The organism is Curtobacterium sp. NPDC090223, assembly GCF_044746585.1.
Taxonomy (GTDB): domain Bacteria; phylum Actinomycetota; class Actinomycetes; order Actinomycetales; family Microbacteriaceae; genus Curtobacterium.
In genome coordinates, this window is sequence record NZ_JBIVCN010000002.1 from 19,861 (window position 1) to 41,365 (window position 21,505).

The 21,505-nt window shown below is 72.3% G+C and carries 25 protein-coding genes; 7 read left to right on the top strand and 18 right to left on the bottom strand.

Annotated features, from left to right (window positions below; translation table 11 throughout):
- Positions 1–36: 36 nt before the first annotated feature.
- From ACIPJY_RS04665 to ACIPJY_RS04680, 4 genes are read right to left on the bottom strand one after another with little or no spacing between them, the layout of a single operon-like run.
- Entirely contained in the window at positions 37–486 is a 450-nt protein-coding gene (locus ACIPJY_RS04665; RefSeq protein WP_400467569.1) for a molybdenum cofactor biosynthesis protein MoaE, read from the bottom strand.
- Positions 483–995 (bottom strand): molybdenum cofactor biosynthesis protein B, encoded by a 513-nt coding sequence (locus tag ACIPJY_RS04670; RefSeq protein ID WP_400467567.1) that lies wholly within the window; start codon positions 993–995, stop codon positions 483–485. Before ACIPJY_RS04670 ends, ACIPJY_RS04665 begins: the two co-directional genes overlap by 4 nt.
- Positions 992–1,480, bottom strand: a complete 489-nt coding sequence (gene moaC, locus ACIPJY_RS04675; protein ID WP_400467565.1) for a cyclic pyranopterin monophosphate synthase MoaC — start codon at positions 1,478–1,480, stop codon at positions 992–994. Before moaC ends, ACIPJY_RS04670 begins: the two co-directional genes overlap by 4 nt.
- On the bottom strand, positions 1,477–2,772 hold the full coding sequence (locus ACIPJY_RS04680; RefSeq protein ID WP_400467564.1) for a molybdopterin molybdotransferase MoeA: 1,296 nt from the start codon (positions 2,770–2,772) through the stop codon (positions 1,477–1,479). Before ACIPJY_RS04680 ends, moaC begins: the two co-directional genes overlap by 4 nt.
- 96 nt (positions 2,773–2,868) lie before the next feature.
- Here ACIPJY_RS04680 and ACIPJY_RS04685 point away from each other — a divergent pair, with 96 nt between their 5' ends.
- The 6 genes from ACIPJY_RS04685 (at position 2,869) to ACIPJY_RS04710 (ending at position 7,570) form a co-directional block, all read left to right on the top strand.
- On the top strand, positions 2,869–3,801 hold the full coding sequence (locus ACIPJY_RS04685; RefSeq protein WP_400467562.1) for an MTAP family purine nucleoside phosphorylase: 933 nt from the start codon (positions 2,869–2,871) through the stop codon (positions 3,799–3,801).
- Positions 3,798–4,868, top strand: a complete 1,071-nt coding sequence (locus tag ACIPJY_RS04690; protein ID WP_400467560.1) for an NAD-dependent epimerase/dehydratase family protein — start codon at positions 3,798–3,800, stop codon at positions 4,866–4,868. Before ACIPJY_RS04685 ends, ACIPJY_RS04690 begins: the two co-directional genes overlap by 4 nt.
- Before the next feature lie 256 nt (positions 4,869–5,124).
- Positions 5,125–5,847: a glycosyltransferase family 2 protein gene (locus tag ACIPJY_RS04695; RefSeq protein WP_400467605.1), complete on the top strand. Its 723-nt coding sequence runs from the start codon at positions 5,125–5,127 to the stop codon at positions 5,845–5,847.
- Positions 5,844–6,530: a DUF2064 domain-containing protein gene (locus ACIPJY_RS04700; RefSeq protein ID WP_400467559.1), complete on the top strand. Its 687-nt coding sequence runs from the start codon at positions 5,844–5,846 to the stop codon at positions 6,528–6,530. The genes ACIPJY_RS04695 and ACIPJY_RS04700 overlap by 4 nt, the downstream gene beginning before the upstream one ends.
- A complete protein-coding gene (locus ACIPJY_RS04705; RefSeq protein ID WP_400467557.1) occupies positions 6,527–7,195 on the top strand; it encodes a methyltransferase domain-containing protein in 669 nt (222 codons plus the stop codon). Before ACIPJY_RS04700 ends, ACIPJY_RS04705 begins: the two co-directional genes overlap by 4 nt.
- Before the next feature lie 129 nt (positions 7,196–7,324).
- Positions 7,325–7,570, top strand: coding sequence for a hypothetical protein (locus tag ACIPJY_RS04710; protein ID WP_400467555.1), 246 nt, complete (start codon positions 7,325–7,327; stop codon positions 7,568–7,570).
- A gap of 97 nt (positions 7,571–7,667) precedes the next feature.
- On the opposite strand, the gene ACIPJY_RS04715 is transcribed toward ACIPJY_RS04710, so the two are convergent.
- The 9 genes from ACIPJY_RS04715 to ACIPJY_RS04755 are packed head-to-tail and all read right to left on the bottom strand — an operon-like array spanning position 7,668 to position 12,978.
- Positions 7,668–8,264, bottom strand: a complete 597-nt coding sequence (locus ACIPJY_RS04715; RefSeq protein WP_400467554.1) for a contact-dependent growth inhibition system immunity protein — start codon at positions 8,262–8,264, stop codon at positions 7,668–7,670.
- Positions 8,264–8,491 carry a hypothetical protein gene (locus ACIPJY_RS04720; RefSeq protein ID WP_400467553.1) on the bottom strand — a complete coding sequence of 76 codons (228 nt, stop codon included), beginning with the start codon at positions 8,489–8,491 and terminating at the stop codon, positions 8,264–8,266. Before ACIPJY_RS04720 ends, ACIPJY_RS04715 begins: the two co-directional genes overlap by 1 nt.
- Positions 8,488–8,856 (bottom strand): hypothetical protein, encoded by a 369-nt coding sequence (locus ACIPJY_RS04725; RefSeq protein WP_400467552.1) that lies wholly within the window; start codon positions 8,854–8,856, stop codon positions 8,488–8,490. The genes ACIPJY_RS04720 and ACIPJY_RS04725 overlap by 4 nt, the downstream gene beginning before the upstream one ends.
- Positions 8,853–9,392 (bottom strand): RNase A-like domain-containing protein, encoded by a 540-nt coding sequence (locus tag ACIPJY_RS04730; protein WP_400467550.1) that lies wholly within the window; start codon positions 9,390–9,392, stop codon positions 8,853–8,855. The genes ACIPJY_RS04725 and ACIPJY_RS04730 overlap by 4 nt, the downstream gene beginning before the upstream one ends.
- Positions 9,392–9,583 (bottom strand): hypothetical protein, encoded by a 192-nt coding sequence (locus ACIPJY_RS04735; RefSeq protein ID WP_400467549.1) that lies wholly within the window; start codon positions 9,581–9,583, stop codon positions 9,392–9,394. Before ACIPJY_RS04735 ends, ACIPJY_RS04730 begins: the two co-directional genes overlap by 1 nt.
- Positions 9,580–9,903, bottom strand: coding sequence for a contact-dependent growth inhibition system immunity protein (locus tag ACIPJY_RS04740; protein WP_400467547.1), 324 nt, complete (start codon positions 9,901–9,903; stop codon positions 9,580–9,582). Before ACIPJY_RS04740 ends, ACIPJY_RS04735 begins: the two co-directional genes overlap by 4 nt.
- Positions 9,900–11,693, bottom strand: a complete 1,794-nt coding sequence (locus ACIPJY_RS04745) for an RNase A-like domain-containing protein (protein WP_400467545.1) — start codon at positions 11,691–11,693, stop codon at positions 9,900–9,902. The genes ACIPJY_RS04740 and ACIPJY_RS04745 overlap by 4 nt, the downstream gene beginning before the upstream one ends.
- Positions 11,690–12,079, bottom strand: a complete 390-nt coding sequence (locus tag ACIPJY_RS04750; protein ID WP_400467543.1) for a DUF6507 family protein — start codon at positions 12,077–12,079, stop codon at positions 11,690–11,692. The genes ACIPJY_RS04745 and ACIPJY_RS04750 overlap by 4 nt, the downstream gene beginning before the upstream one ends.
- The gene (locus ACIPJY_RS04755; RefSeq protein ID WP_400468142.1) at positions 12,076–12,978 is read right to left on the bottom strand and encodes a DUF6177 family protein; all 903 of its coding nucleotides are present in this window, start codon (positions 12,976–12,978) and stop codon (positions 12,076–12,078) included. The genes ACIPJY_RS04750 and ACIPJY_RS04755 overlap by 4 nt, the downstream gene beginning before the upstream one ends.
- A gap of 49 nt (positions 12,979–13,027) precedes the next feature.
- On the opposite strand from ACIPJY_RS04755, the gene pgm reads away from it, so the two are divergent.
- Positions 13,028–14,647 (top strand): phosphoglucomutase (alpha-D-glucose-1,6-bisphosphate-dependent), encoded by a 1,620-nt coding sequence (gene pgm / locus ACIPJY_RS04760; RefSeq protein WP_400467540.1) that lies wholly within the window; start codon positions 13,028–13,030, stop codon positions 14,645–14,647.
- A gap of 113 nt (positions 14,648–14,760) precedes the next feature.
- Here pgm and ACIPJY_RS04765 read toward each other — a convergent pair whose 3' ends face one another.
- From ACIPJY_RS04765 to ACIPJY_RS04785, 5 genes are all read right to left on the bottom strand, one after another.
- Entirely contained in the window at positions 14,761–16,044 is a 1,284-nt protein-coding gene (locus tag ACIPJY_RS04765) for a glycoside hydrolase family 125 protein (RefSeq protein ID WP_400467538.1), read from the bottom strand.
- Entirely contained in the window at positions 16,041–18,326 is a 2,286-nt protein-coding gene (locus ACIPJY_RS04770) for a glycoside hydrolase family 3 protein (protein ID WP_400467536.1), read from the bottom strand. Before ACIPJY_RS04770 ends, ACIPJY_RS04765 begins: the two co-directional genes overlap by 4 nt.
- On the bottom strand, positions 18,323–19,177 hold the full coding sequence (locus tag ACIPJY_RS04775; RefSeq protein WP_400467534.1) for a carbohydrate ABC transporter permease: 855 nt from the start codon (positions 19,175–19,177) through the stop codon (positions 18,323–18,325). Before ACIPJY_RS04775 ends, ACIPJY_RS04770 begins: the two co-directional genes overlap by 4 nt.
- 14 nt (positions 19,178–19,191) lie before the next feature.
- Positions 19,192–20,130 (bottom strand): carbohydrate ABC transporter permease, encoded by a 939-nt coding sequence (locus ACIPJY_RS04780; RefSeq protein ID WP_400467532.1) that lies wholly within the window; start codon positions 20,128–20,130, stop codon positions 19,192–19,194.
- 65 nt (positions 20,131–20,195) lie between these two features.
- Positions 20,196–21,485: an ABC transporter substrate-binding protein gene (locus ACIPJY_RS04785; protein ID WP_400467530.1), complete on the bottom strand. Its 1,290-nt coding sequence runs from the start codon at positions 21,483–21,485 to the stop codon at positions 20,196–20,198.
- Between the last annotated feature and the right edge of the window lie 20 nt (positions 21,486–21,505).

The window sequence follows — 21,505 nt, forward strand, 5'->3', positions numbered from 1 at the left end:
TCTATGGACTCCCTTGGAGCTTCCGCTACGCCCGCGTCAGAGGGACGCCACCCACTCGTCCGAGCCGTCGGTGAAGCGCTGGTGCTTCCAGATCGGCACGCGCTCCTTGACCAGGTCGATGAGGGCCGCACAGGCCACGAACGCCTCGGCCCGGTGCGCCGACGACACCGCGGCGGCCAGGGCGACGTCGCCGACGACGAGCTCCCCGACGCGGTGCAGGACGGCGATGCGCACCCCGGGGTGGTCCTCGGCGATGGTCGCGGCGACCTCGGTGATGACCTCGGCAGCGCTCGGGTGCCGCTCGTACTCGAGCGCCGTGACGCCCTTGCCGCCGTCGTGGTCACGGACGACGCCGGCGAAGGTCACGACGGCGCCGTCCTGGTCGGTCGCGACGACGGCCGAGACCTGGTCGATGGTGATCGGCCGGTCGACGACGTCCGCCAGCATCACCCGGTCAGCCGCGGTCGTGTGCCCTGCCCCGCTCACGAGGTGCTCCGCGGTGCGTGGCCGTCGCCGTGCAGCTGCGCCAGGAGGTGGTCGAGCAGGCCGTCGAGCACCGCGAGCCCGTCCGCGACGCCGCCGCGGGACCCGGGGAGCGTGACCACGAAGGCCCCGCCCGACGCGATCCCCGCGACACCGCGGCTCAGCAGGGCGGTCGGTCCGGCACCGGCGAGGCCCCGGCGGCGGATCTCCTCGACGATGCCGGGGAGTTCGAGGTCCAGCAGGGGCGCGACCGCCTCGGGGGTGCGGTCCGTCGGGGTGACGCCGGTGCCTCCGGTGGTGATGACGACCCGGGCGTCCGCGAGGAGCTCGCTCGTGATGGTCTCGGTGACCGGTCCCCCGTCGGCGACGATCACCGGATCGGGCACGGAGAACTCGTGCTCGCGGAGCCACGCCGCGATCACCGGCCCGGTGCGGTCGAGCGCCGGGTCGGCTGCGGCCTGCGTCGAGACGACGACCACGGCAGCGCGGCCGCGGGTCGGTTGCGAGGTCATCGTGCGCTCCAGTCCCCGGAGCGGCCACCGTGCTTCTCGAGCACCCGGACGTCCGTGATCGTGGCCGCCCGGTCAACGGCCTTCACCATGTCGTACACGGTCAGCGCGCCGATGCTCGCCCCGGTGAGTGCTTCCATCTCGACGCCGGTGCGCGAAGTCGTGCGCACCGAGACCTGCACCACCACGCGGTCGTCGGCGCCGGTGATGTCCACCTCGACCCCCGCGATCGGCAGCGGGTGGCAGAGCGGCACCAGGTCCGAGGTCTTCTTCACCGCCATGATCGCGGCGATCCGGGCGGTGCCGATGACCTCGCCCTTGGGCAGCGAACCGTCCAGGATCCGTGCGACGACGTCGGGGCGGGTGACGAGGGTCGCCGTGGCCGTGGCCGAGCGGTCGGTGACGTCCTTCTCGGAGACGTCCACCATGTGTGCGCTGCCGTCCGGGCGGACGTGCGAGAGGCCAGGCTGATCAGCCGCAGTGGTCATCGGATGCTCCAGACGGTCAGGGGGTCGCCGGGTTCGACGGACGCGGTGCCGACGGGCACGTGCACCAGGTGCGTGGCGTCGGCGTAGTGGGCGAGCAGGTGCGAGGACGGCCCGCCGACGAAGTGCACGCGCCCGTCGGCCACCCGACCGCGGCGGACCTGGTGTTTGCCCTCGGGCGAGGTCGCGGCGGAAGCGGCGGGCAGGGTCTGCGCCGGGCGGGCGTCGGGCATGCGCGCGGCGCGGGCGAGCACCGGACGCAGGAACACCTCGAACGAGACAAGCGCCGACACCGGGTTGCCGGGGAACGACACCACCGGGACGGGTCGGCCGGCGAACGACACCGTGCCGAACGCCTGCGGTCCGCCCGGCTGCATCGCGACCGGGGTCACCGCCAGGCCACGCGGCTCGAGGGCCTGTCGCACGACCTCGTACGCACCGGCGCTGATGCCGCCCGTGGTCAGGACCAGGTCGGCCCAGTCCCCCACGGCGGTCTCCAGCGCGGCGAGGAACCGGGCTTCGTCGTCGGGCACCCGCACGGTCCGGGACTCCACACCGACCTCGGCGAGCGCCGCCCGCAGCGCGACCCCGTTCGCGTCGTTGATCCCGGCGCCGGCACCGGCGACACCGCCACCGGCGACACCGCCACCGCGGCCCCCGGGAGCCGCCGCCCCACCGAGCTCCGACCCCGTCGACACGACGAGCACCCGCAGCCGACGGACCACGTCGACGGTGGCCACCCCGGCGGACGCCAGCGCCCCGAGCACCGCGGGCGTCAGGGCGGCGCCGGCGTCCACGATCGTCGCGCCGACACCGAGGTCCGACCCCACCGCCCGGACGAACGTGCCCGCGCTGAGGTCCGCCGGTACCTGCACCGATGCCAGCGAGAGTGCCGCGGGGAAGGCCCCCGGCGGTGTGGCCTCGACCGGGAAGACCGCGTCGGCGCCGTCCGGGATCCGGGCACCGGTCATGATCGGCGCGGCGCTCCCCGGCGTGAGCGGCACGGGGACGACTCCGGCCGGGACCGGGTCGACGACGCGCAGCGTCGCGCCGGCATCCGCAGCCCGCACCGCGAACCCGTCCATCTGGCTGTTGTCGAACGGTGGGAGCGGGATCGGTGACCCGACGGCACGACCGAGCACGCGGTACCCGTGCCCCGCACCGGTGTCGGCAGCGAGGTCGTCGACGGCCATGGCCTCCAGGCCGGACGAACGCGTGCCGGACCCGGCGAACGGACGCACCACGGGCTCGACGAGCGCCTCGATGTCCTGCCGGTGCTGACCGATCGATCGCAATGGTGCCTCCGAATGACTGGACGCGCCGCCCCCGAGGCGGCGCGTGTCAGTAGCGTAACGAGCGCGCACAACGCGCCCAGACGAACCGGAGGACCTGTGGAGAACGACCTGCCCGCCACCAACCCGACTGCGACCATCGGCGTGATCGGCGGCTCCGGCCTCTACGAGTTGTTCGCTCCCGGCACGGCCGACGAGATCGACGTGCCGACGCCGTTCGGGTCCACGTCGTCGCCGATCACCGTCGGGACGATGGCGGGCAAACGCGTCGCGTTCCTCACCCGTCACGGCCGCGAACACTCCGTCGCCCCGCATCGGATCAACCACCGCGCGAACCTCTGGGCGCTCCGGTCGCTCGGCGTCCGCGCGATCGTGTCCTCGAGCGCCGTCGGCGGCCTGCACCCGGACTACGCCCCCGGCACGTTCGTCGTGACCGACCAGCTCATCGACCGGACATGGGGCCGCGCCGACACCTTCTTCGAGGACGCCGTGCAGCACCTGTCCTTCGCGGACCCGTTCGACCCGGTGCTCCGCCGTGTCGCGATCGACGCCCTCGCCGACCGGGACGTCCCGTTCCGCCCCACCGGCACGTGCGTCGTGATCCAGGGGCCGCGCTTCTCCACCCGCGCCGAGTCGGTGTGGATGCGGCAGGCCGGCGGGCACACGATCAACATGACGATGACGCCGGAGGTCCCGCTCGCCGCCGAGCTCGGGATCGGCACCGTGAACCTGTCCTTCGTGACCGACGCCGACGCGGGCCTGGCCCCGGCAGAAGACGAAGCCCCGGCAGGAGACGAAGTCCCGGCAGAACACGAAGCCCCGACAGGAAACGAAGCCCCCACGGGGGACGAACACGCAGCCGAAGCCGGCGAACCCGTCACCCACGCGCTCGTGATGGAACGCCTGGCCCGCGCGAACCAGGTCATCGTCGGCGCCATCGGCTCGATCGTTGCCGCGATCCCCGACGACTTCACCCCGCGCGAACTCGTCCCCGCCGCCGCCAGCGAGCGTGTGATCGGGGCCACCGCGTGAGCCGCCTGCTCGTCACCGGCGGTGCCGGGTTCATCGGCTCCGCGATCGTCCGCCGCGCCATCGCCGACGGCCACGAGGTCCGCGTGCTCGACTCCCTCCGCGCCGACGTCCACGGCGACCCGCAGGCCGTCATCGCGGACCACGAGCAGCGCGGCATCGCGTTCGTGCACGGCGACGTCCGCGAGCGCGTGGCCCTCGACGCCGCACTCGACGGCATCGACGTGGTCTGCCACCAGGCCGCCAAGGTCGGCCTCGGCGTCGACTTCCAGGACGCCCCCGACTACGTCTCGAGCAACGACGCGGGCACCGCCCACGTGCTCGCCGGGATGGACCGCGAGGGCATCGGCCGCCTGGTCGTCGCGAGCTCGATGGTGGTCTACGGCGAGGGCGCGTACACGACCTCGACCGGGGAGCCCGTGCGCCCGCCGGCCCGCCGCCGCGAGGACCTCGACGCCGGCCGCTTCGACCCGATCGGTCCGGACGGGCGGCCGCTCGTCCCCGGACTGATCGACGAGTCCGCGGCGCTCGATCCCCGGAACGTCTACGCGCAGACGAAGGTCGCGCAGGAGCACCTCGCCTCGTCCTGGGCCCGGGCGACCGGCGGCCGTGCCGTCGCGCTGCGGTACCACAACGTCTACGGGCCGGGCATGCCCGCGAACACGCCCTACGCGGGCGTCGCGTCGCTGTTCCGCTCCGCGATCGCCCGTGGGGAGGCACCCCGCGTCTTCGAGGACGGCGCCCAGCGACGGGACTTCGTGCACGTGGACGACGTGGCCGGCGCCAACCTGGCGTCGATCGGTGCGACGGACTCCCTGCCGGACGACACCTTCCGGGCGTACAACGTCGGGTCGGGCACCGTCCACACGATCGGGGACATGGCCGCGGCGATCGCGGGGACGGCGGGCCTCGCGCCGGTCGTCACCGGCGAGTACCGCCTCGGCGACGTCCGGCACGTCACCGCCTCGTCGGCGCGGATCGAGCACGAGCTGGGCTGGCGCGCCGGGGTCGACTTCGAGCGTGGCATGCGCGAGTTCGCGGACGCACCGCTGCGCGCGGCCGTCCGCTGACGCAGGCCCACCGGACCACCGCCGGACGGGAGGTCCGGGTCGGGCCCGCCACGGCCCTCCCGTCCGACACGGCGCGGCGGCGTCCTCCCGCTCTCGGGCGCGCGTGTCCGGATCGAGCACTCCGTGCACCCACTTCGCGGGGCAACCTGTGCGTCGACCGGCCAAGGGGTACGAGTTCCCGGTGCGTCCGCACCACGCTTCCGGTTGCCTGGTGTGCATGGCAACCAGCTCCCGTCGAAACGGCCGACCGCACCGAATGGTCGACATGAACGTCGACGTGATCCTGCCGTGCTTGGACGAGGCGGACGCCCTGCCCGAGGTGATCGGCCGCCTGCCCGCCGGCTACCGCGCGATCGTCGTCGACAACGGTTCGACGGACGGCTCCGCGGACGTCGCCCGCGCGCACGGTGCGGTCGTCGTCACCGAGACCCGACGGGGCTTCGGATCGGCCTGCGCCGCGGGTGTGGCCGCTGCGACCGCCGAGTACGTCGCGTTCTGCGACGCCGATGCCTCGATGGACCCCGCCGAGCTCCCGCCGCTCGTCGCCCGCGTGGCCACCGGCCGCGTCGACCTGGCGCTCGGCCGCCGCGTCCCGACCACCCCCGCCGCCTGGGCACCGCACGCACGCTTCGCGAACCGGGTGCTCGCGGTCCTGATGCGCCGCGCGACCGGGTACGCGCTCCGCGACCTCGGCCCGATGCGTGTGATGCGCCGCGCCGACCTGGTCGCCCTCGACCTGCAGGACCGTCGGAGCGGCTACCCGCTCGAGATGGTGCTCGCTGCCCACGCCGCCGGCTGGCGCGTCGACGAGTCGGACATCGGCTACGAGCAGCGCATCGGCGACAGCAAGGTGACCGGCACGCTGCGCGGCACGATCAACGCGGTGCGGGACATGTCCCGCCTGCTCCGGAAGTACCGGCGCGAGGAACGCACCCGCGTCGTCGCGCCCGCCCCCGTCGCCGAGGGGACGAACGCATGAACACCTCTGAGACCACCGTCGTGCCGCTGACCGTCGTCGTCATCGCGAAGGAGTGCCTGCCCGGCAAGGTGAAGACCCGCCTGACGCCGGCGATCACGCCCGAGGCCGCCGCGCAGGTCGCCGCCGGCAGCCTCGACGACACCCTCCGCACCGTCGCCGCGCTCCCCGTCGCCCGACGGGTGCTCTTCTTCGACGGCGCGGTGACCCCCGGTGCCGCAGTGGACTTCGAGGTGCTGCACCAGCCCGGAGGCGGACTCGACGAACGCCTCGGCCACCTCTTCGACACCATGACCGGGCCGACGCTCCTGGTCGGCATGGACACCCCGCAGCTCTCCGCCGCGGACCTGACCCCGGTGCTCCGCGAGCCCGACCGGGACGCCTGGTTCGGCCCGGCCGAGGACGGCGGCTTCTGGGCGCTGTACCTCCGCGAGCCGGACGGCGCCCACCTGCGCGGCGTCCCGATGTCCCAGGACGACACCGGCGCCGTGCAGCTCGCACGCCTGGTGGACGCCGGACTCGACGTCGGCACCCTCGTCACCCTGCTCGACGTGGACACCGTGCCCGATGCCCGGCGGGTCGCCGAGCTCGTGCCGGACTCCTCGTTCGCCGCGGCACTCGCCGCATCCCTGACGTCGCACCTCACCACTGCGACGACTCCCCGCGCCTCAGGAGGCACCCGATGAGCGACATCACCCAGGCCCCGGTCACCTTCGGCACCGGCGGCGACGAGCCGTACGCACGAGCGCTCCGCTCCGACGGCCGCCTCCGCCTGACCGACCCGGACCGCCCGGACGCCGAGGTCACCCTCGACGTCGGGCGCTGGAGCGCCGCCGCGGACCGTGTCGACCGCTCCCTGCTCGACGACGTCGACGGCCCCGTCATCGACATCGGCTGCGGGCCCGGGCGGATGCTCGTCGCGGCCCGGACCCTCGGCATCCCGGCGCTCGGCGTCGACGTGTCCGCCGATGCGATCGCGATCGCACGGCGTGCCGGCGGCCGTGCCGTGCAGGGCTCCGTGTTCGAGCCCGTGCCCGACGAAGGACACTGGGACACCGCACTCGTCCTCGACGGCAACATCGGCATCGGCGGGGACCCGACCGCATTGCTCGAGCGCTGCCGGGACATCGTCCGCGTCGGGGGCCGCGTGGTCGTCGAGACGCACGTCGACCGCTCGGCCGACCGGACCTACCGGGCCCGGGTGACCGACACCGACGGCCACGAGAGCGCCGAGTTCCCGTGGGCCGAGGTCGGCCTCGACGCACTGCACGGGCACGCTGCCCGCGCCGGCCTGGTCGCTCGTGCGAGCTGGACCGTCGCGGGGCGGAGCTTCTGCGAGCTCATCGCCTGAACAACGCCGATGCAACCGGTTGTTTTGCATTGTTCAAGACAACCGGGTACCGTGGTGTTCTCCAGCCGACGGCGTCAGGGCCGCCGGACCGGCGACCCTCGACGCTGCCACCACATCGAGGAGACCACCATGACGAACAGCACCTTCCCGTTCGGCGGCACCTTCGTGTCCGGACTCGGCGGACGTGACGAGCACGGCACCTACACCGGCTCCCGCTCCGACCACTCGGTCGGCACCTACACGGGCGTCCCGGTCACCGGACGCCTCGGCCGTTTCGTGGACACCCAGTCCGCACGACCGGGCACCGTCACCGCGTCGAACCGCACGGTCACCGGCTCGTTCCGCACGGCGACGGGGTCGTTCCGCACCGCCTGAGCCCGCCGTCCCACCGACCGCGAACGGCCGTCCACCCCGGGTCCTCCCCCCTTTGACCCGGGCTGGGCGGCCGTTCGCTCGTTCCGGGTCCTGGTCCTCAGACCCCGGCGACCGCAGCCTCGAGGCGCTGCGCGACCTGACGGAGCCACTCGCGATCGTCGAGACCATCCTCGGACGGCACGTAGTTGCAGTCGAGCTCCACGAGTCGCCCGCCCAGTGCCGCCGCGTCGGGCAGCACCTCGTCCAGGTCACGGACGTCCCCGAGCAGCGCGCGCTGGTCGTCGTCGGAGCTGATCGCCAGGTAGTGCTCCAGCGCATCGGCAGCCCCGTAGGGTGCGTCGGCCCAGTCCTGGTGGAAGTAGGCACCCACGAAGTCGTCGAAGCCAGCGAAGTTCGCCGCGGTGATGCTCGCGACCGCGGGGTAGGCCGTCAGCACCGTGTAACCGGCGGGACGGTCCGGTGCGGCGGTGAGCACCACCCGGACGGCGTCCAGGTCCTGGACCTCGCCGAAGGGCATGCCGCGCCCGGTCACACCGCCGGGAACGGCGTAGACGCGGAGGGGCTTCGGGCAGTCATCAGCGACCCAGGTACGGATCCGCAGGTGGTTGGCGTCCAAGGCGTGTGCGACAATTCGGTTCGCGTCGTCGGTCCCGCCGGTGAACACCGAGGTCCCGGTCCTGACGGCGTGGGGCATCACATACTCCTTCTTCGTGGTGGTCGTGGGACGTCGATCATCCGCGCTCCAGACGTGCGACGAGCGCGTCCGACCACTGCTTCGGCGAGCCGGTCGATGGTCGAGGCGGACACCGATTCTGCGTCGAGGTGATCGAGATCCCAGTCCTGGTTGGAATCCGCCGACAGCAGGTTGACGATGCATGGCGTTCGGCGAAGGAGCTCGCGGGCCTCCTCGCCGGTCTTCACGGCATTCCGTCGGAGCCGCGAGGGACCTCCGCAGAACCAGGCGGACGCTCGAGCCGTTCCACGAGTGCGCCGAACCATGCAACCGGCCGCAACCCGAAGTCCTCTTCGGGGTCCATCCCGACCCCCACCCAACGCAGGAAGCGCAGGACGGCCTCGTCGTCCGTCAGGGTGTGCCGGAGAAGGCGCGCCTCGGAGAGGTACAGCGACCGCTCGGATGGAAGGAGTCGATCGAGGACTTCGGCGTAGACCGCTTCTGCATCGAGGTGGTCGAGGTCCCAGTCGAAGTTGAAATCCCCGGCCAGGAAGTCGTAGATGTGTGGCGCGAGTCCTCCGAGTTCACGGAGACGTTCCGGGGAGATCGTCATCTGATCCCCGCTCTCGGGAACGACGTGAGGACGATGTAGGGCGGCTGACGGTCCGGATCGTACTTGAGAACGGCGCGCACCACCGAGTCTTCGTGCATCGGCGGGATCCTCCCTGGCTGGCCGTCGTCGGAGCTGATCGCCAGGTAGTGCTCCAGCGCATCGGCAGCCCCGTAGGGTGCGTCGGCCCAGTCCTGGTGGAAGTAGGCACCCACGAAGTCGTCGGAGGCAGCGAAGTTCGCCGCGGTGATGCTCGCGACCGCGGGGTAGGCCGTCAGCACCGTGTAACCGGCGGGACGGTCCGGTGCGGCGGTGAGCACCACCCGGACGGCGTCCAGGTCCTGGACCTCGCCGAAGGGCATGCCGCGCCCGGTCACACCGCCGGGAACGGCGTAGACGCGGAGGGGCTTCGGGCAGTCATCAGCGACCCAGGTACGGATCCGCAGGTGGTTGGCGTCCAAGGCGTGTGCGACGATCCGGTTCGCGTCGTCGGTCCCGCCGGTGAACACCGAGGTCCCGGTCCTGACGGCGTGGAGCATCACATACTCCTTCTTCGTGGTGTGGCGAGCTCCTGCTCGATGTGAACCCGGAGCGCACGCAGCCACGCCGTCGGCGTGAGGCCGCCATCCCACTCCGGATCACGACCCGTGACGACGACGTCGCGGAGGTCCTGCACGGCGTCGTCCGTCCGCGAGCGGATCCCTCGGAAAGCGAGTTCATCGTTGCTCACGTCGACTCACCGATCCTGCGGGTCAGGGAACTCGGCCACTCGGCGAGAGGCACGCCGAGATGCACACTCGGAGCGAGCCCAGACCCGACGAAGTTCAGGAAGGCCTGTACCTCAGCTTCGGTCGTCAGCTCCCGCTCGAGGACCTGCGCCTCACGCAGGTACACGGCGCGCGCTTCGGGATCGAGATCGTCGAAAACGGATGCGTAAGCGGCTTCAGCATCCTCGAAGTCGAGGTCCCAGTCGTAGTTGAACACTGCCCCGAGCAAGTTGCGCAGGTGCGGGATCTCGGCCACGACCGCGCGCCGTTCTGAGTCGTTCACTGGTCCAACGTCGCCTTCGGGTAGCTCGTGATCACTCGGTAGGGCGGTTCCGCGGTCGGGTCCCACCGCAGCACGACGCGGACCACCGTGTCGTCGTGCATCGGCGGCGTGCGTCCAGGGGCATAGCCCCGACCGACTACCCGGTCCGAAGGCCAGTCAAAGCCCTCGGTCCGTGTCGGTCTGTCGGCGACCTGATTGGCGTGGATCCATTCCTGGACCGCTTCGTGGTTGAAGTCAAGCGTGTTCGCGACCAGTTTGTCGACCTCGGACGTCTGCACGGTGAACGCGCTGTTCGCGCTCTTGCCGCCGTTCCGCGAGCGGATCCAGTCGTCGAGCTCCTGCCCGTGCAGGTCCGGCCGGACGTGGCGCTCGAGCGTGTGGCCGCCCGCAGCCTCCGCGGCAGCCAGCCCGCCCCCGTCGGTGAACGGCTGCGACTCGATGCCGTGCGGCAGCGAGGCCTCGTCGTGCGGCCGCAGCAGGTCCGGGTGCTCGTCCGCGAACTGCGCCATCTCGCCGCGCAGCAACTGATCGAAGGAGCCGTCACCCTTCCCGATGCCCGGCGTGAAGTCGTCGCTGCCGGCGTACTCGCGGTAGGTCCGGTCCACCAGGTCGTGCAGCGTGTCGACGCTCTCCTTCGACGCACCGTGCTCCACCCAGGACCGGACGTCCCGGCTCAGCCCCTGCAGCCCGAGCTTCGACAGCCCCTCCGCCAGCTCCGTCGCCTTCGCAGTGTCCTTCGCCAAGCCACCCGGCCCGGCCACACCGAGCCCGATCCCCATCGCAGCGGCTCCCGCAGCGGCACCCGGGTGTTCCTGCGCCTCGGTCCACCAATCGCCGAGCGCCTGTCCGGCGGCGTCGTGCGCCTTCGCCGCGTCGCCCTGCGGGTCGAGCGCGGCGTCGACCCACGCGAACGGCGAGATGAACAGTCCGAGTGTCGCCGCACCGTCGACGACGCCGCCCCACGACGAGCCGAGGGTGTCCGTCGACCAGGTGCCCTGGTTGTCGAAGCCGAGCATGTGGATGCCGCTCTCGAGCGACTGCAGCAGTTCGTCCGTCGCACCCTCGGAGAACTGCTCGCCGCAGGTCTTGCCGTCCGCCGTGCCGGGCATGCTCCACGGCAGGTCGACGCCGCGGGTGTTGAGATCGTTCTCCGAGGGAGCGACGTAGGCACCCTTCAGGCTCGCTCCCGACGCTGTCTTGATCGCGGTCGCGCAGTCCGCCTGGGCCTGCTCGAGGAGCGCGACCTGCGCGTTGATCCGCCGGATGATGTCGTCGTTCTCGTTCCGGGTGACGATGTCCTCGTACCAGGGCACGGTGGTCTTCTCCGGGGGCGCGTCGGTCCGGGTCGCGCCGTACGCGTTCCACGAGCCGTCCACCTGCGGCGCGGTCGTGGTCGTGTAGGGCGACGTCGTCTTCGGGACCCCGTGCTGCACCCGTGCGACGAACGCCGCCGCCTCGACACGCAGGTCGTCGAGCCGCTGCTTCGGACCGGCGGCGCTCGAGGCGTAGGTGTCGAGTGCCTTCGCGACACCGCGTGCTGCCCTGCCGATCGCGTGGGTGTCGTCGGCCACGGGGTCCATCAGCGCGAGGGCCTCGGCCGACTCCGGTGCCTCGTAGACGCCGGCGAGCGCCTTCCACTTCGTCGGGATGTCGTCGGCGACGGTGCGCATCGACTCGCCGCCGCCCGAGATCGTCGTCGCGGCGGCCGACACGGAGGCCAGGTCGAGTTCCGATCCGGGGATGCCGTCCGGGTCGACGAGCCCGTGGTCCCCGATCGCGACACCGCTCACCGGTCCGCTCCGGGAACGGCCGTCCCGGTGTCCGCCCCGGCGGTCCGGACGAACAGGGAGACGTCGTGGGTCTCGTGCGCCGTGGTGCCGGCCCGCTGGAACTCGGCCGCCATCTCGAGGTCGCCGCGCACGTAGGCGTCGACCGCGCCGTGGACGCCCTGGACTCCACCGACGAGCCGGAACGTGACCTGGTCGACGTCGTCGCTGACCTGGTCGACGAAGGCACCGAGCGCCTCGTTCACGACCGCTCCGGCTCCGCCGGACGCATCGGCGACCCCGGTCTGCACGGACTGCAGCGCGGCAGCCGTGCCGTCGAGCGACGTCTGCATGCCGTCGAGCACCGACCGCACCCCGGCGGGGTCGATCTTCCAGCTCCCCGAACTCATCGAACCTCCCCCGTTCGGTTGTCATCGTCCCGCGCCGACGGCGTCCGGCGCAACCCACTCCCCCGGACGCCGCGCGCCAGGTCCGCGGCGGCGCGCCACCGATCCGGCTCGTCGCCGGCGAACCAGAACACGAAGCCGGGCGCCCGGGCCGACCCGACGGGCCGTCCACCCAGGTCCGCCGCCCGCCCCGCCAGGTCGCGAGCGCGCACGGCGCGCGCTCCGGCGAAGACCGCGAGCGGGGTCGTCGGTCCGCGCAGGACCGGGTCGGTGACCCCGTCGAGCCGTCCACGGCTGGTGGAGAACAGTCCGGACTGCGGATGGCGACCGAGACTGACGGACTGGAGGCCGGCCTCCAGTCCGTCGCGCACCGTGCGTCGGTCTCGGATCGCCACCACGACGCGGAGGGTCTCGAAGACCGTCCGCGGTCCACGCTCGACGACGAGGATCCCGCCGACGGCGTCGTCGGCGCTGCCGACGACGACGGTGGTGGGTGTCGGCGCGCGCCGCTCGGCACGCGCTGTCAGCTCCGACGACGACCACGGCTCGGCGGACTCGTCCGGGGCGTAGGTGACCGTGCGACCGAACGCCTGCAGGAACCGGGCCGGTGTCGCGCCGAGGACCAGGCGCCCCGACGGCGCGTGCTCGATCGTCAGGTCGACGTGCAGCAGGTCCCCGACCGGTGCGTCCGGTCGTTCCGGTTCCCCGGACGGCCGCCAGCGGTACCCGTGCTCGGCGAGCAGGTGCAGCGCCGCCCACGACAGCACCGCGCCGGACGGCGTCTCGACCACGCGCGTCCGGTCTCGACCGATCCGCCCGAACAGCGCGGCGTCCGCGCGCACGACGTGCCCCATGATCCCCCCGACCGCGATGCCACCCATCGCCGGACCCAGCGTACGCACGGACGGTCACCCTCGAACGCCCCGCAGGCGCTGGTGCCAGGATGGACGCATGAACGACCGCGCCGGAACCCCAGCGACCGCAGACGACCTCGTCGACCTCGACGCCCTCATCGCCGCGTACTACGAGCGGGTCCCGGACGTCTCCGTCCCGGAGCAGAAGGTGGTGTTCGGCACGTCCGGGCACCGCGGCTCCTCGCTCGACTCGGCGTTCAACGACACGCACATCGCCGCCATCACGCAGGCGATCGTCGAGTACCGGCAGTCCCAGGGCACCGACGGCCCGCTCTTCATCGGCCGCGACACCCACGCCCTGTCCGGCCCCGCGGAGCGCACCGCACTCGAGGTCCTGGCCGCGAACGGCGTGCACGTCCTCGCCGACAGCGAGAACGGCTACGTCCCCACCCCGGCGCTCAGCCACGCGATCATCCGCTACAACCGCGCCGGCAACCCGGACACCGCGGACGGCATCGTGATCACGCCGAGCCACAACCCGCCCCGCGACGGCGGCTTCAAGTACAACCCGCCGCACGGTGGCCCCGCGGACAGCGATGCCACGTCCTGGATCGCGAACCGGGCGAACGCAATCATCGAGGGCGGCAACGCCGAGGTGCAGCGCACCGAGCACGCCACCCCCGACCGCTACGACTTCCTGCACACCTACGTGGCGGACCTCGAGAACATCATCGACATCGCCGCGATCAAGCAGGCCGGCGTGAAGATCGGCGCCGACCCCCTCGGTGGTGCCTCGCTGCCGTACTGGAACCTCATCCGCGACCACTACGGCCTCGACCTCACGGTCGTGAACCCGGACGTCGACCCGACCTGGTCGTTCATGACGCTCGACTGGGACGGCAAGATCCGGATGGACCCGTCCAGCCCGTCTGCGATGGCCTCCGTCCTGGCGCACAAGGACGAGTACGACGTCCTCACCGGCAACGACGCCGACTCCGACCGCCACGGCATCGTCACGCCCGACGGCGGGCTGATGAACCCGAACCACTACCTCGCGGTGGCGATCGAGTACCTCTACGCCCACCGTCCGGCCTGGCGGGACGACGCCGCGATCGGCAAGACCCTGGTGTCCTCGAGCATCATCGACCGCGTCGCGGAGTCCCTCGGCCGTCGCCTGTGGGAGGTCCCGGTCGGCTTCAAGTGGTTCGTGCCCGGCCTGATCGACGGCTCCGTGGCCTTCGGCGGCGAAGAGTCCGCCGGCGCCTCGTTCCTGCGCACCGACGGCACCGCGTGGACGACCGACAAGGACGGCATCATCCTGGCGCTCCTGGCGTCCGAGATCGTCGCGGTCACCGGCAAGACCCCGTCGCAGCTGTACGACGAGCTCACCGAGCGCTTCGGTGCCCCGGTCTACCAGCGCGTCGACGCCGCGGCGAGCAAGGACCAGAAGGCCCGCCTGTCGAAGCTCGACGGGGACGCGATCACGGCCGAGACCCTGGCCGGCGACCCGATCACCGCGAAGCTCTCGAAGGCTCCCGGCAACGACGCTGCCGTCGGTGGCGTGAAGGTCGTCACCGACAAGGCCTGGTTCGCGGCCCGCCCCTCCGGCACCGAGGACGTCTACAAGATCTACGCGGAGAGCTTCGTGTCGCAGGAACACCTGGAGCAGGTGCAGCGCGAGGCGAAGGAGATCGTGGACGCCGCACTGGGGGCCTAGGCCGCCCGGGCGTCACGCCGCCCAACGCTCGAGACACCGCACGCTCCCCGAGACGCCGCCGGATCCGGCGGCGTCTCGGCGGTTCGGGGGCGCCTCAGCAGTCCGGCGGCGCCTCAAGCAGCCCCGACCCCGGCCGCCACCAGCGCCACCTCGCAGAACATCGCGTCCGCCCACGAGAACCACGGCCGCGAGAACTGTGTCGGGTCGTCGACGTCGAACGACTCGTGCATGTCACCGGTCCCCGCGTCCGTCGCCACGAGCAGCTCGAGCACCTCCCGCTGCCGGGCGCCCGACCCGGACACGAGCCCCTCCACCGCGAGCGCGATCGGCCACACCCGCCCCGGCAGCGTGTGCGGACTGCCGATGCCGGCGGCGGCCGACCCGGCGAACCAGAACGGGTTCGCCGGCGAGGTCACGAACTCCCGGGTCGCCGCCCACACCGCCGGGTCCACCACGGAGGGTGCCGACAGCGGCAGGGACAGCAGCGACGGGGTGTTCGCGTCGTCCATGAGCAGCACGCCGCCGAGCCCGTCGACCTCGTAGGCGTACACGTCCGCGCCCGAGGGTCCGGGCACGACACCGTGCCGTGCGACCCCGTCGAGGATCGTGGTCCGCAGCGCATCGGCGTCGGCGGCGAGCGCGCCGTCGTCCCACACCTCGCGTGCGATGGCCGCGACGGCGAGCAGCGCCTCGGCGGCGAACAGGTTCGCGGGCACGTTGTACCCGTACGTGCAGGCGTCGTCCGAGGGCCGGAACCCGCTCCACGTCATCCCCGTCACCGCGACGGGCGTCCCGCGCCCGTCTCGCGCGAGCGTCTCGGTGGCCACCGCCCCGGGACGCACGAACCGGTACGAGGACCGCTCGTGGTCGGTCTCGAGCCGCCACTGGTCGACGATCGTCCGGAACACCCGGTGTGCGGTGGCGTCGAGGACGTCGACCCTGCCGGTCCTCCGCCAGAGCGCGTGGGCGAAGGTCACCGGGTAGCCGAGGCTGTCCACCTCGTACTTCTGCTCCCAGACCAGCGGGTCCGCGTTCAGGTCGTCCGGCTCGTAGTGCGCCCCGTTCGGCTCCCGGTTGAACGAGTTCGCGTAGGGGTCGTGGTCGATGAGCCGGAACTGCCGACGCACCACCGCCCAGAGCACGTCGGCGAGCGCCGGGCTCTCCGCCACCAGCCGCAGGTACGGGGTCATCTGCGTGGTGGAGTCGCGGAGCCACATCGCTGGGATGTCACCGGTGATCACGAAGGCGCCGTCCTCGTCGAGGGAGATCGTGTCCCGCAGTGTCCGTCCGAGCGCACGCTCGACCCGGTCGCCGACCTCGTCACCGATCGCCGTGCGCACACGGTCGGCCGCCGCGCGGATCGTCGGCGCGATGCCGGCGAGGTCGACGCCGGTCACGACACCCACGGGATGCGTCCGTCGTCGTCGGTCACGCGGACCAGCCGAGCGGAGTCCGGTGGCGTGGTGACGGCATCGGTCCAGTACACCACCTCGAGCGGCCGGGCGCCGAGCCGGAGGTCGTCGCCCCACGTGCCGAGCGCGTCCAGCCCGAGCACGTACTCCGCACGCACGGTCGCACCCGCTGGGACGTCCACGGTGACGAGTGCGAGCACCCGACGTCGCCGCGGACGGACACCTGGCTCCCGGCGGCGGGACCACAGCGGCACCGCGACGCGGCGGTCGCGCTCCGACCCGTTGGTCACGGTCACCGGGACGGTCACCACGGCTCCGGCCAGGAGGCTCGACACCGTGAGCGCACCGCGCACGTCCCCGAGTCCCACCTCCACCCCCGCGCCCGGCCCCGGCAGACCGAGCGCGAGCGACGGCTCGGCGACGTCGACGTAGCCGCGAGCGGTCTCCAGCCGTTCGTCGTGCGCCACCGGCCAGGTGCCGTCCGCGGCCGGCCAGGTCGCGGGCAGCCGGCCGTCCGCCGGCGCACCGAGGAGCACGTCCACGACAGCCGCGCCGCCCGCCGGACCCGGGAACGGCACGACCAGCACGGCGTCCGCGAGCGCGGTCACGTCGGTGAGCACGCGGGGCCGCCCGTCGACGACCACGGCCACGACCGGCAGCCCGGACGCGTGCGCCGCACGGAGCACGGTGAGCTGCGCGTCCGGGACCGCCACCGACGCCAGGTCGACGCCCTCGCCGTTCGTGGTGTCCGGTGCCGGGCCGCTGACGGCGCCGTTGTCCTCGAAGCCGTCGTCGTAGGTGCGGCGGCTCGACCCGCCGAGCACGACCACCGCGACGTCGGCGGCAGCGAGGGCCGCGGCGACGTCGGCCGACGCGTCGGGGTCCGGCAGCGGCCCGCGGAGTCCGCTCCCCGGGGCGTACCGGACGCGGTCGGGGCCGAGCCGTGCCTCCAGTGCGGAGCGCACCGTCGACGCCGCCGGGTCCGTCGTCGGACGCGGTGGCGAGTAGTCGCCGAGCTGCGCGTCCAGGTCGTCGGCGTTCGGGCCGAGGAGCGCGACGGTCGAGTCCGCGCGCACCCGGAGCGCGGTGTCGCCGAGCGCGACGACGGCACGACGCGCGGCACGGTCCGCGAGCACGAGGGTCTCGCGCTCCGCACCGGTGGCGGTCGCGGGCGCCTCGCCGAACAGCCCGACCCGGTCCTTGACCGCCAGGACCCGGTCGACCCCACGGTCGAGGTCGGTGAGGTCCACGAGCCCACGGTCGAGCGCCTCGTCGAGGTGGGTGAACGCCTCGTCCCACAGGCTGAGGTCCACCCCGGCGCGCAGGGCGACGGCGGCAGCGGTCGCCGGATCGGGGGTGACGTCGCGCAGCCGGTCGATCGCGGTGCCGTCGGCCATCACCAGGCCGTCCCAGTCCCAGGCCTCACGGACCGTGGCGGTGAGCAGGTCGCGGTTGCCGCAGCACGGGACGCCGTCGACGTCGTTGTAGGCGGCCATGAACCCGACGACGTGCTCCCGCGCGGCGGCGAGCGCCGGCGGCAGGTGCACCTCGGCGAGTTCGCGCCGGCCGATCGGCGCACCGGAGCCGTTGCGTCCGCCGATTCCCGCACCCTGCCCGGCGAGGTGCTTCGCGACGACGGCCACGTGCCGACCGTCGATGGGGCCGTCGCCGCCGCCCTGCATGCCGCGGACGGTCGCCCCGACCATCAGGGCGGCGAGCGCGGCGTCCTCTGACCAGCACTCCTCGGCGCGTCCCCACCGCGGGTCGCGGAGGACGTCGAGCCCGGAGACCAGGGCGACGTGGGTCCCGCGGGCACGGACCTCGGCTGCGACGGCCGCGGCGAGCTCCTCCACCAGCTGCACGTCCATCGCCGCACCGAGTGCCAGGTTCACGGGCACGGTCGTCCCGCCGAGGGCCTGCAGTCCGTGCGGGACCTCTTCCACGAACAGCGTCGGCACTCGCCCGTCGCTGTGCGCGACGACGTGGTCCTGGACGGCCGCGTACGCCTCGGCGGAGCGTTCCGGCGGGACGCCGTTGCCCCAGTGCACGCCGGACCACGGATCGGCGCGGAGCACCCCGTACACCGCGCCGATGCCGCCCCACCGGTCGACCTCGGCCCGGAGCACGTCCGTGATCCGGGGTCTGCCGTCGATCCAGCGGACGGCTTCCCAGCCCTTGAGCCGCTGGTTGACCTGGCCGATGCGGGCGCGGACGTCGAGGTCGCTCGCCCGCGGGGTGACGCCGGTCGTGGCGGTGGAGTCGGTCATCCCTTGATCGCCCCGGAGACCAGTGCCTTCTGCATCTGCCGCTGCAGGATCGTGTACACGAGGTAGACCGGCAGCAGCGTGACGAGCGTGCCGGCCATGAGCATGCCGTAGTCGGTGCCCGCGTCGACCTTGAGCGTCGGCAGCGCGACCTGGATCGTCCGCTGCGCGGTGTCGGGGCCGATCAGCACGAGGGCGTAGAGGTACTCGTTCCAGAACGACAGGAAGTTCAGCAGCAGCACGGTCGCGATGCCGGGGATGCAGATCGGCAGGTACACCTGCCGCATCACCTGCCAGGCGGATGCGCCGTCCATCGAGGCAGCCTCCTCCAGCTCGCGGGGGATGGTCCGCATGAACTGCGTGAGGATGACCACGGCCAGGGGCATGGCCGTCGCCGGGAGCAGCAGCACGAGGAACGTCCTGGTGTGGAACAGTCCCATCGCCGCCGCGAGCAGGAACGTCGGGAAGAGCGCGGCGAACGACGGGATGAGGAACCCGAGGGAGAACAGTCCCTCGACGATCCGTCCGGCACGACCGGTGGCGCGGGCGAGCGCGAACGACGCGGGGAGCGCGAGCACGAGGGTCAGGACGAGTGCGGCGACGGTCGTGATCGCGGAGTTCGCGATCGCGGGCCCGAGCGAGGCCTGCCGCACGGCGTCGGTGAAGTTGCTGAGGTCCCAGCTGGCGGGCAGCGCCAACGGCGACTCGAAGATGCCGTCGTTGTCCTTGAACGACGACACGACGAAGTAGTAGAAGGGCAGGATGAGCAGCGCCGCGTAGACCCAGGCGATGGTGCCGCCGGTGATCGAGCCGATGCGGTCGCGGAGCCGGGTGCCCGCGGTCGGTTTCGCCATGGTGGTCTCCCTGGTCAGTGCGTCTTGCGCAGGACGCGGCGGATGATGAACATGCCCACGAGGCCGAGGACGAAGAGGACCACGCCGACGGCCTGGCTGTAGCCGAGGTCGGTGTCGACGAACGCCTTCTGGTACACGAGGTACGACAGCGTCGTGGTGGCGGTGCCGGGTCCGCCCTGCGTCAGCAGCAGCACGTTCTGCGCCGAGCTGAAGAGCATCGACAGGAACTGCAGCATGGCGACCACGCCGATGAAGTCGCGCGCGATCGGCCAGTACACGCCCCACGCGAGGCGCCACGACCCGGCGCCGTCCATCCGGGCCGCCTGGACGACCTCGTTGTCGACGCCGTCGAGCCGCGACGCGATGAGCACGGCCGAGTACCCGATGCCCGCCCAGAGGTCCACGACGATGAGGGCGCCGAGCGCGGTGGCCGGATCCGCGAGCCACGCCTTCCCGCCGATGCCGAGCGTCGCGAGCACCCCGTTGACGAGGCCGTCGGGGTTGAGCATCGCGTAGAACATCATCGCCGTCGCCGGCGCCGAGATCAGCGCGGGGATGAAGAGCAGGTAGCGGAGCGCCTTGTGCCCCCTCGGCTTCTGCACGACGTGGAAGGCGAGCAGGAACGCGAGCACGATCATGATCGGGAGTCCGACGACGATCTGGATCGTGCTGTTCCGCACGGCGGCCCAGAAGGTGTCGTCGGAGAACAGCACGCGGAAGTTGTCGAGCCCGGCGAACGTCGGGGTGACGAGCATGCCCGGCCAGCTGAGGAACGCGATGACGATCATCGCGACGACCGGTCCGATCATGAAGACGCCGTACCAGACGAGCGCCGGGATCGCGAAGGTCGGGAAGCGGCCACGGCCCTCACCGACGCCGGAGGACCGGCGTCGGACCTGGCGCGGGGGCGTTCCGGCGGACCGGACGGGTGGTTCCTCGACGAGCACTGCCATGGATCGCTCCTTGCGGACGGGTGGATCGGGGGGAGGGAAAGGGGGTCTGACCGGCAGCCGCAGGGTCAGGCAGCGGTGTAGGCGCGCTCGAACAGGTCGATGATCCGTTCGGCCGACGTGCCCGTGCCGTACGCGAGCGACGTCGCGCGGATCATCGGTTCGTAGGCGGAGTCCGGCACGAGCAGGTCGGGCAGCATCACCGGGGTGACCTGGTCGTCGGTGAGCTCGGACGCCTGCGCGACGAGCGGGAAGTCCTGGCTGACGGTGTCCGTGATGCGGCTCATGTCGCGCCCGGAGTCGAGGACGAACTCGCTGGTGACGGCCGACGAGTACAGGTACTGCACGAACGGCTTGATGAGGTCGAGCTTGTCGCGACCGTTCTCGCTGATCCAGATGCCGTGACCGTTGTAGCTCTTGATGACGCTCGGGTGCGCGATCGCGGCGTGCGCGGACGGTACCGGCCAGCCGCCCACCGTGACCTCGGCCGCGCGTTCCTTCGACACGAGCGCGAGCGCGGACGACATCGCCGGGACGATCGCCGCCTTGCGCGTGTTGAACTGCGTGAGCTCGGAGTCCGAGGTGAAGCCCTGGACCGAGTCGACGAACACGCCGGCGTCGCGGAGCTCGACGAAGTGCTCGACGCCCCGGACCGCGCCGGCGGACTCCGAGATCTTGCCGGTGGAGAACACCTTCGTCGCCTCGTCCTGGGTGATGAACCCCTGCATGATCTGCATGAGGAGCTTCTGCCCGCTCCAGTCCGAGCCGCCGACGGTCACCGGCCCGATGCCGGCGGCACGGAGCCGGTCGGCCGCGGCGACGAGCTGGTCGGACGTGGTCGGGATCTCGCTCACGCCCGCCTGCTCCAGCAGGGCGGTGTTGTACGACACCGGCCAGTTCGTCCTGGTGAAGGGGAACGCGCGGACCCGGCCCTGGTCATCGGTCCACTCGTCGATCGCCGCGGGGATGATCTCGTCCCGCAGCCCCCAGTCGTCGAGGTACCGGTTCACCGGGATCGTCGCGTGCTCCCCCGTCCACGACAGGGTGCGCCCGACCATGTTCACGATGGCGACGTCGGCTTCCTTGCCCGCGAGCGAACTCGTCTCGAACACGATCGGCAGGTCGGAGCCGTTCGACAGGAGCGCGACCCTGCTGCTCGTGCGTCGGCGGTAGGCGGCGACGACGTCGGTGAACGTCTGGGCCCCCGCGACGGCACCGCTCAGCTGCGTGTGCACGCTGAGGGTCCCCGGACCGCTCGAAGCCGGTGTGAGCGCGGCGCACCCGGCGAGGATCGGGGCCAGGACCCCGGCGCCGAGGCCGGCTCCGAGGAGGGTCCGCCTGCTGATTCCGTCCGTCACGGTGCCTCCTTGGCAGTGGA

What these genes read in the sequence shown, in the direction of transcription:
- pgm (WP_400467540.1), top strand. Translation starts at nt 13,028, where the DNA reads ATGAACGACCGCGCCGGAACCCCAGCGACCGCAGACGACCTCGTCGAC.
- ACIPJY_RS04775 (WP_400467534.1), bottom strand. Translation starts at nt 19,177, where the DNA reads ATGGCGAAACCGACCGCGGGCACCCGGCTCCGCGACCGCATCGGCTCG.
- ACIPJY_RS04770 (WP_400467536.1), bottom strand. Translation starts at nt 18,326, where the DNA reads ATGACCGACTCCACCGCCACGACCGGCGTCACCCCGCGGGCGAGCGAC.
- ACIPJY_RS04730 (WP_400467550.1), bottom strand. Translation starts at nt 9,392, where the DNA reads ATGCTCCACGCCGTCAGGACCGGGACCTCGGTGTTCACCGGCGGGACC.
- ACIPJY_RS04670 (WP_400467567.1), bottom strand. Translation starts at nt 995, where the DNA reads ATGACCTCGCAACCGACCCGCGGCCGCGCTGCCGTGGTCGTCGTCTCG.
- ACIPJY_RS04715 (WP_400467554.1), bottom strand. Translation starts at nt 8,264, where the DNA reads ATGCCCCACGCCGTCAGGACCGGGACCTCGGTGTTCACCGGCGGGACC.
- ACIPJY_RS04705 (WP_400467557.1), top strand. Translation starts at nt 6,527, where the DNA reads ATGAGCGACATCACCCAGGCCCCGGTCACCTTCGGCACCGGCGGCGAC.
- ACIPJY_RS04695 (WP_400467605.1), top strand. Translation starts at nt 5,125, where the DNA reads ATGGTCGACATGAACGTCGACGTGATCCTGCCGTGCTTGGACGAGGCG.
- moaC (WP_400467565.1), bottom strand. Translation starts at nt 1,480, where the DNA reads ATGACCACTGCGGCTGATCAGCCTGGCCTCTCGCACGTCCGCCCGGAC.
- ACIPJY_RS04700 (WP_400467559.1), top strand. Translation starts at nt 5,844, where the DNA reads ATGAACACCTCTGAGACCACCGTCGTGCCGCTGACCGTCGTCGTCATC.
- ACIPJY_RS04710 (WP_400467555.1), top strand. Translation starts at nt 7,325, where the DNA reads ATGACGAACAGCACCTTCCCGTTCGGCGGCACCTTCGTGTCCGGACTC.
- ACIPJY_RS04780 (WP_400467532.1), bottom strand. Translation starts at nt 20,130, where the DNA reads ATGGCAGTGCTCGTCGAGGAACCACCCGTCCGGTCCGCCGGAACGCCC.
- ACIPJY_RS04750 (WP_400467543.1), bottom strand. Translation starts at nt 12,079, where the DNA reads ATGAGTTCGGGGAGCTGGAAGATCGACCCCGCCGGGGTGCGGTCGGTG.
- ACIPJY_RS04725 (WP_400467552.1), bottom strand. Translation starts at nt 8,856, where the DNA reads ATGACGATCTCCCCGGAACGTCTCCGTGAACTCGGAGGACTCGCGCCA.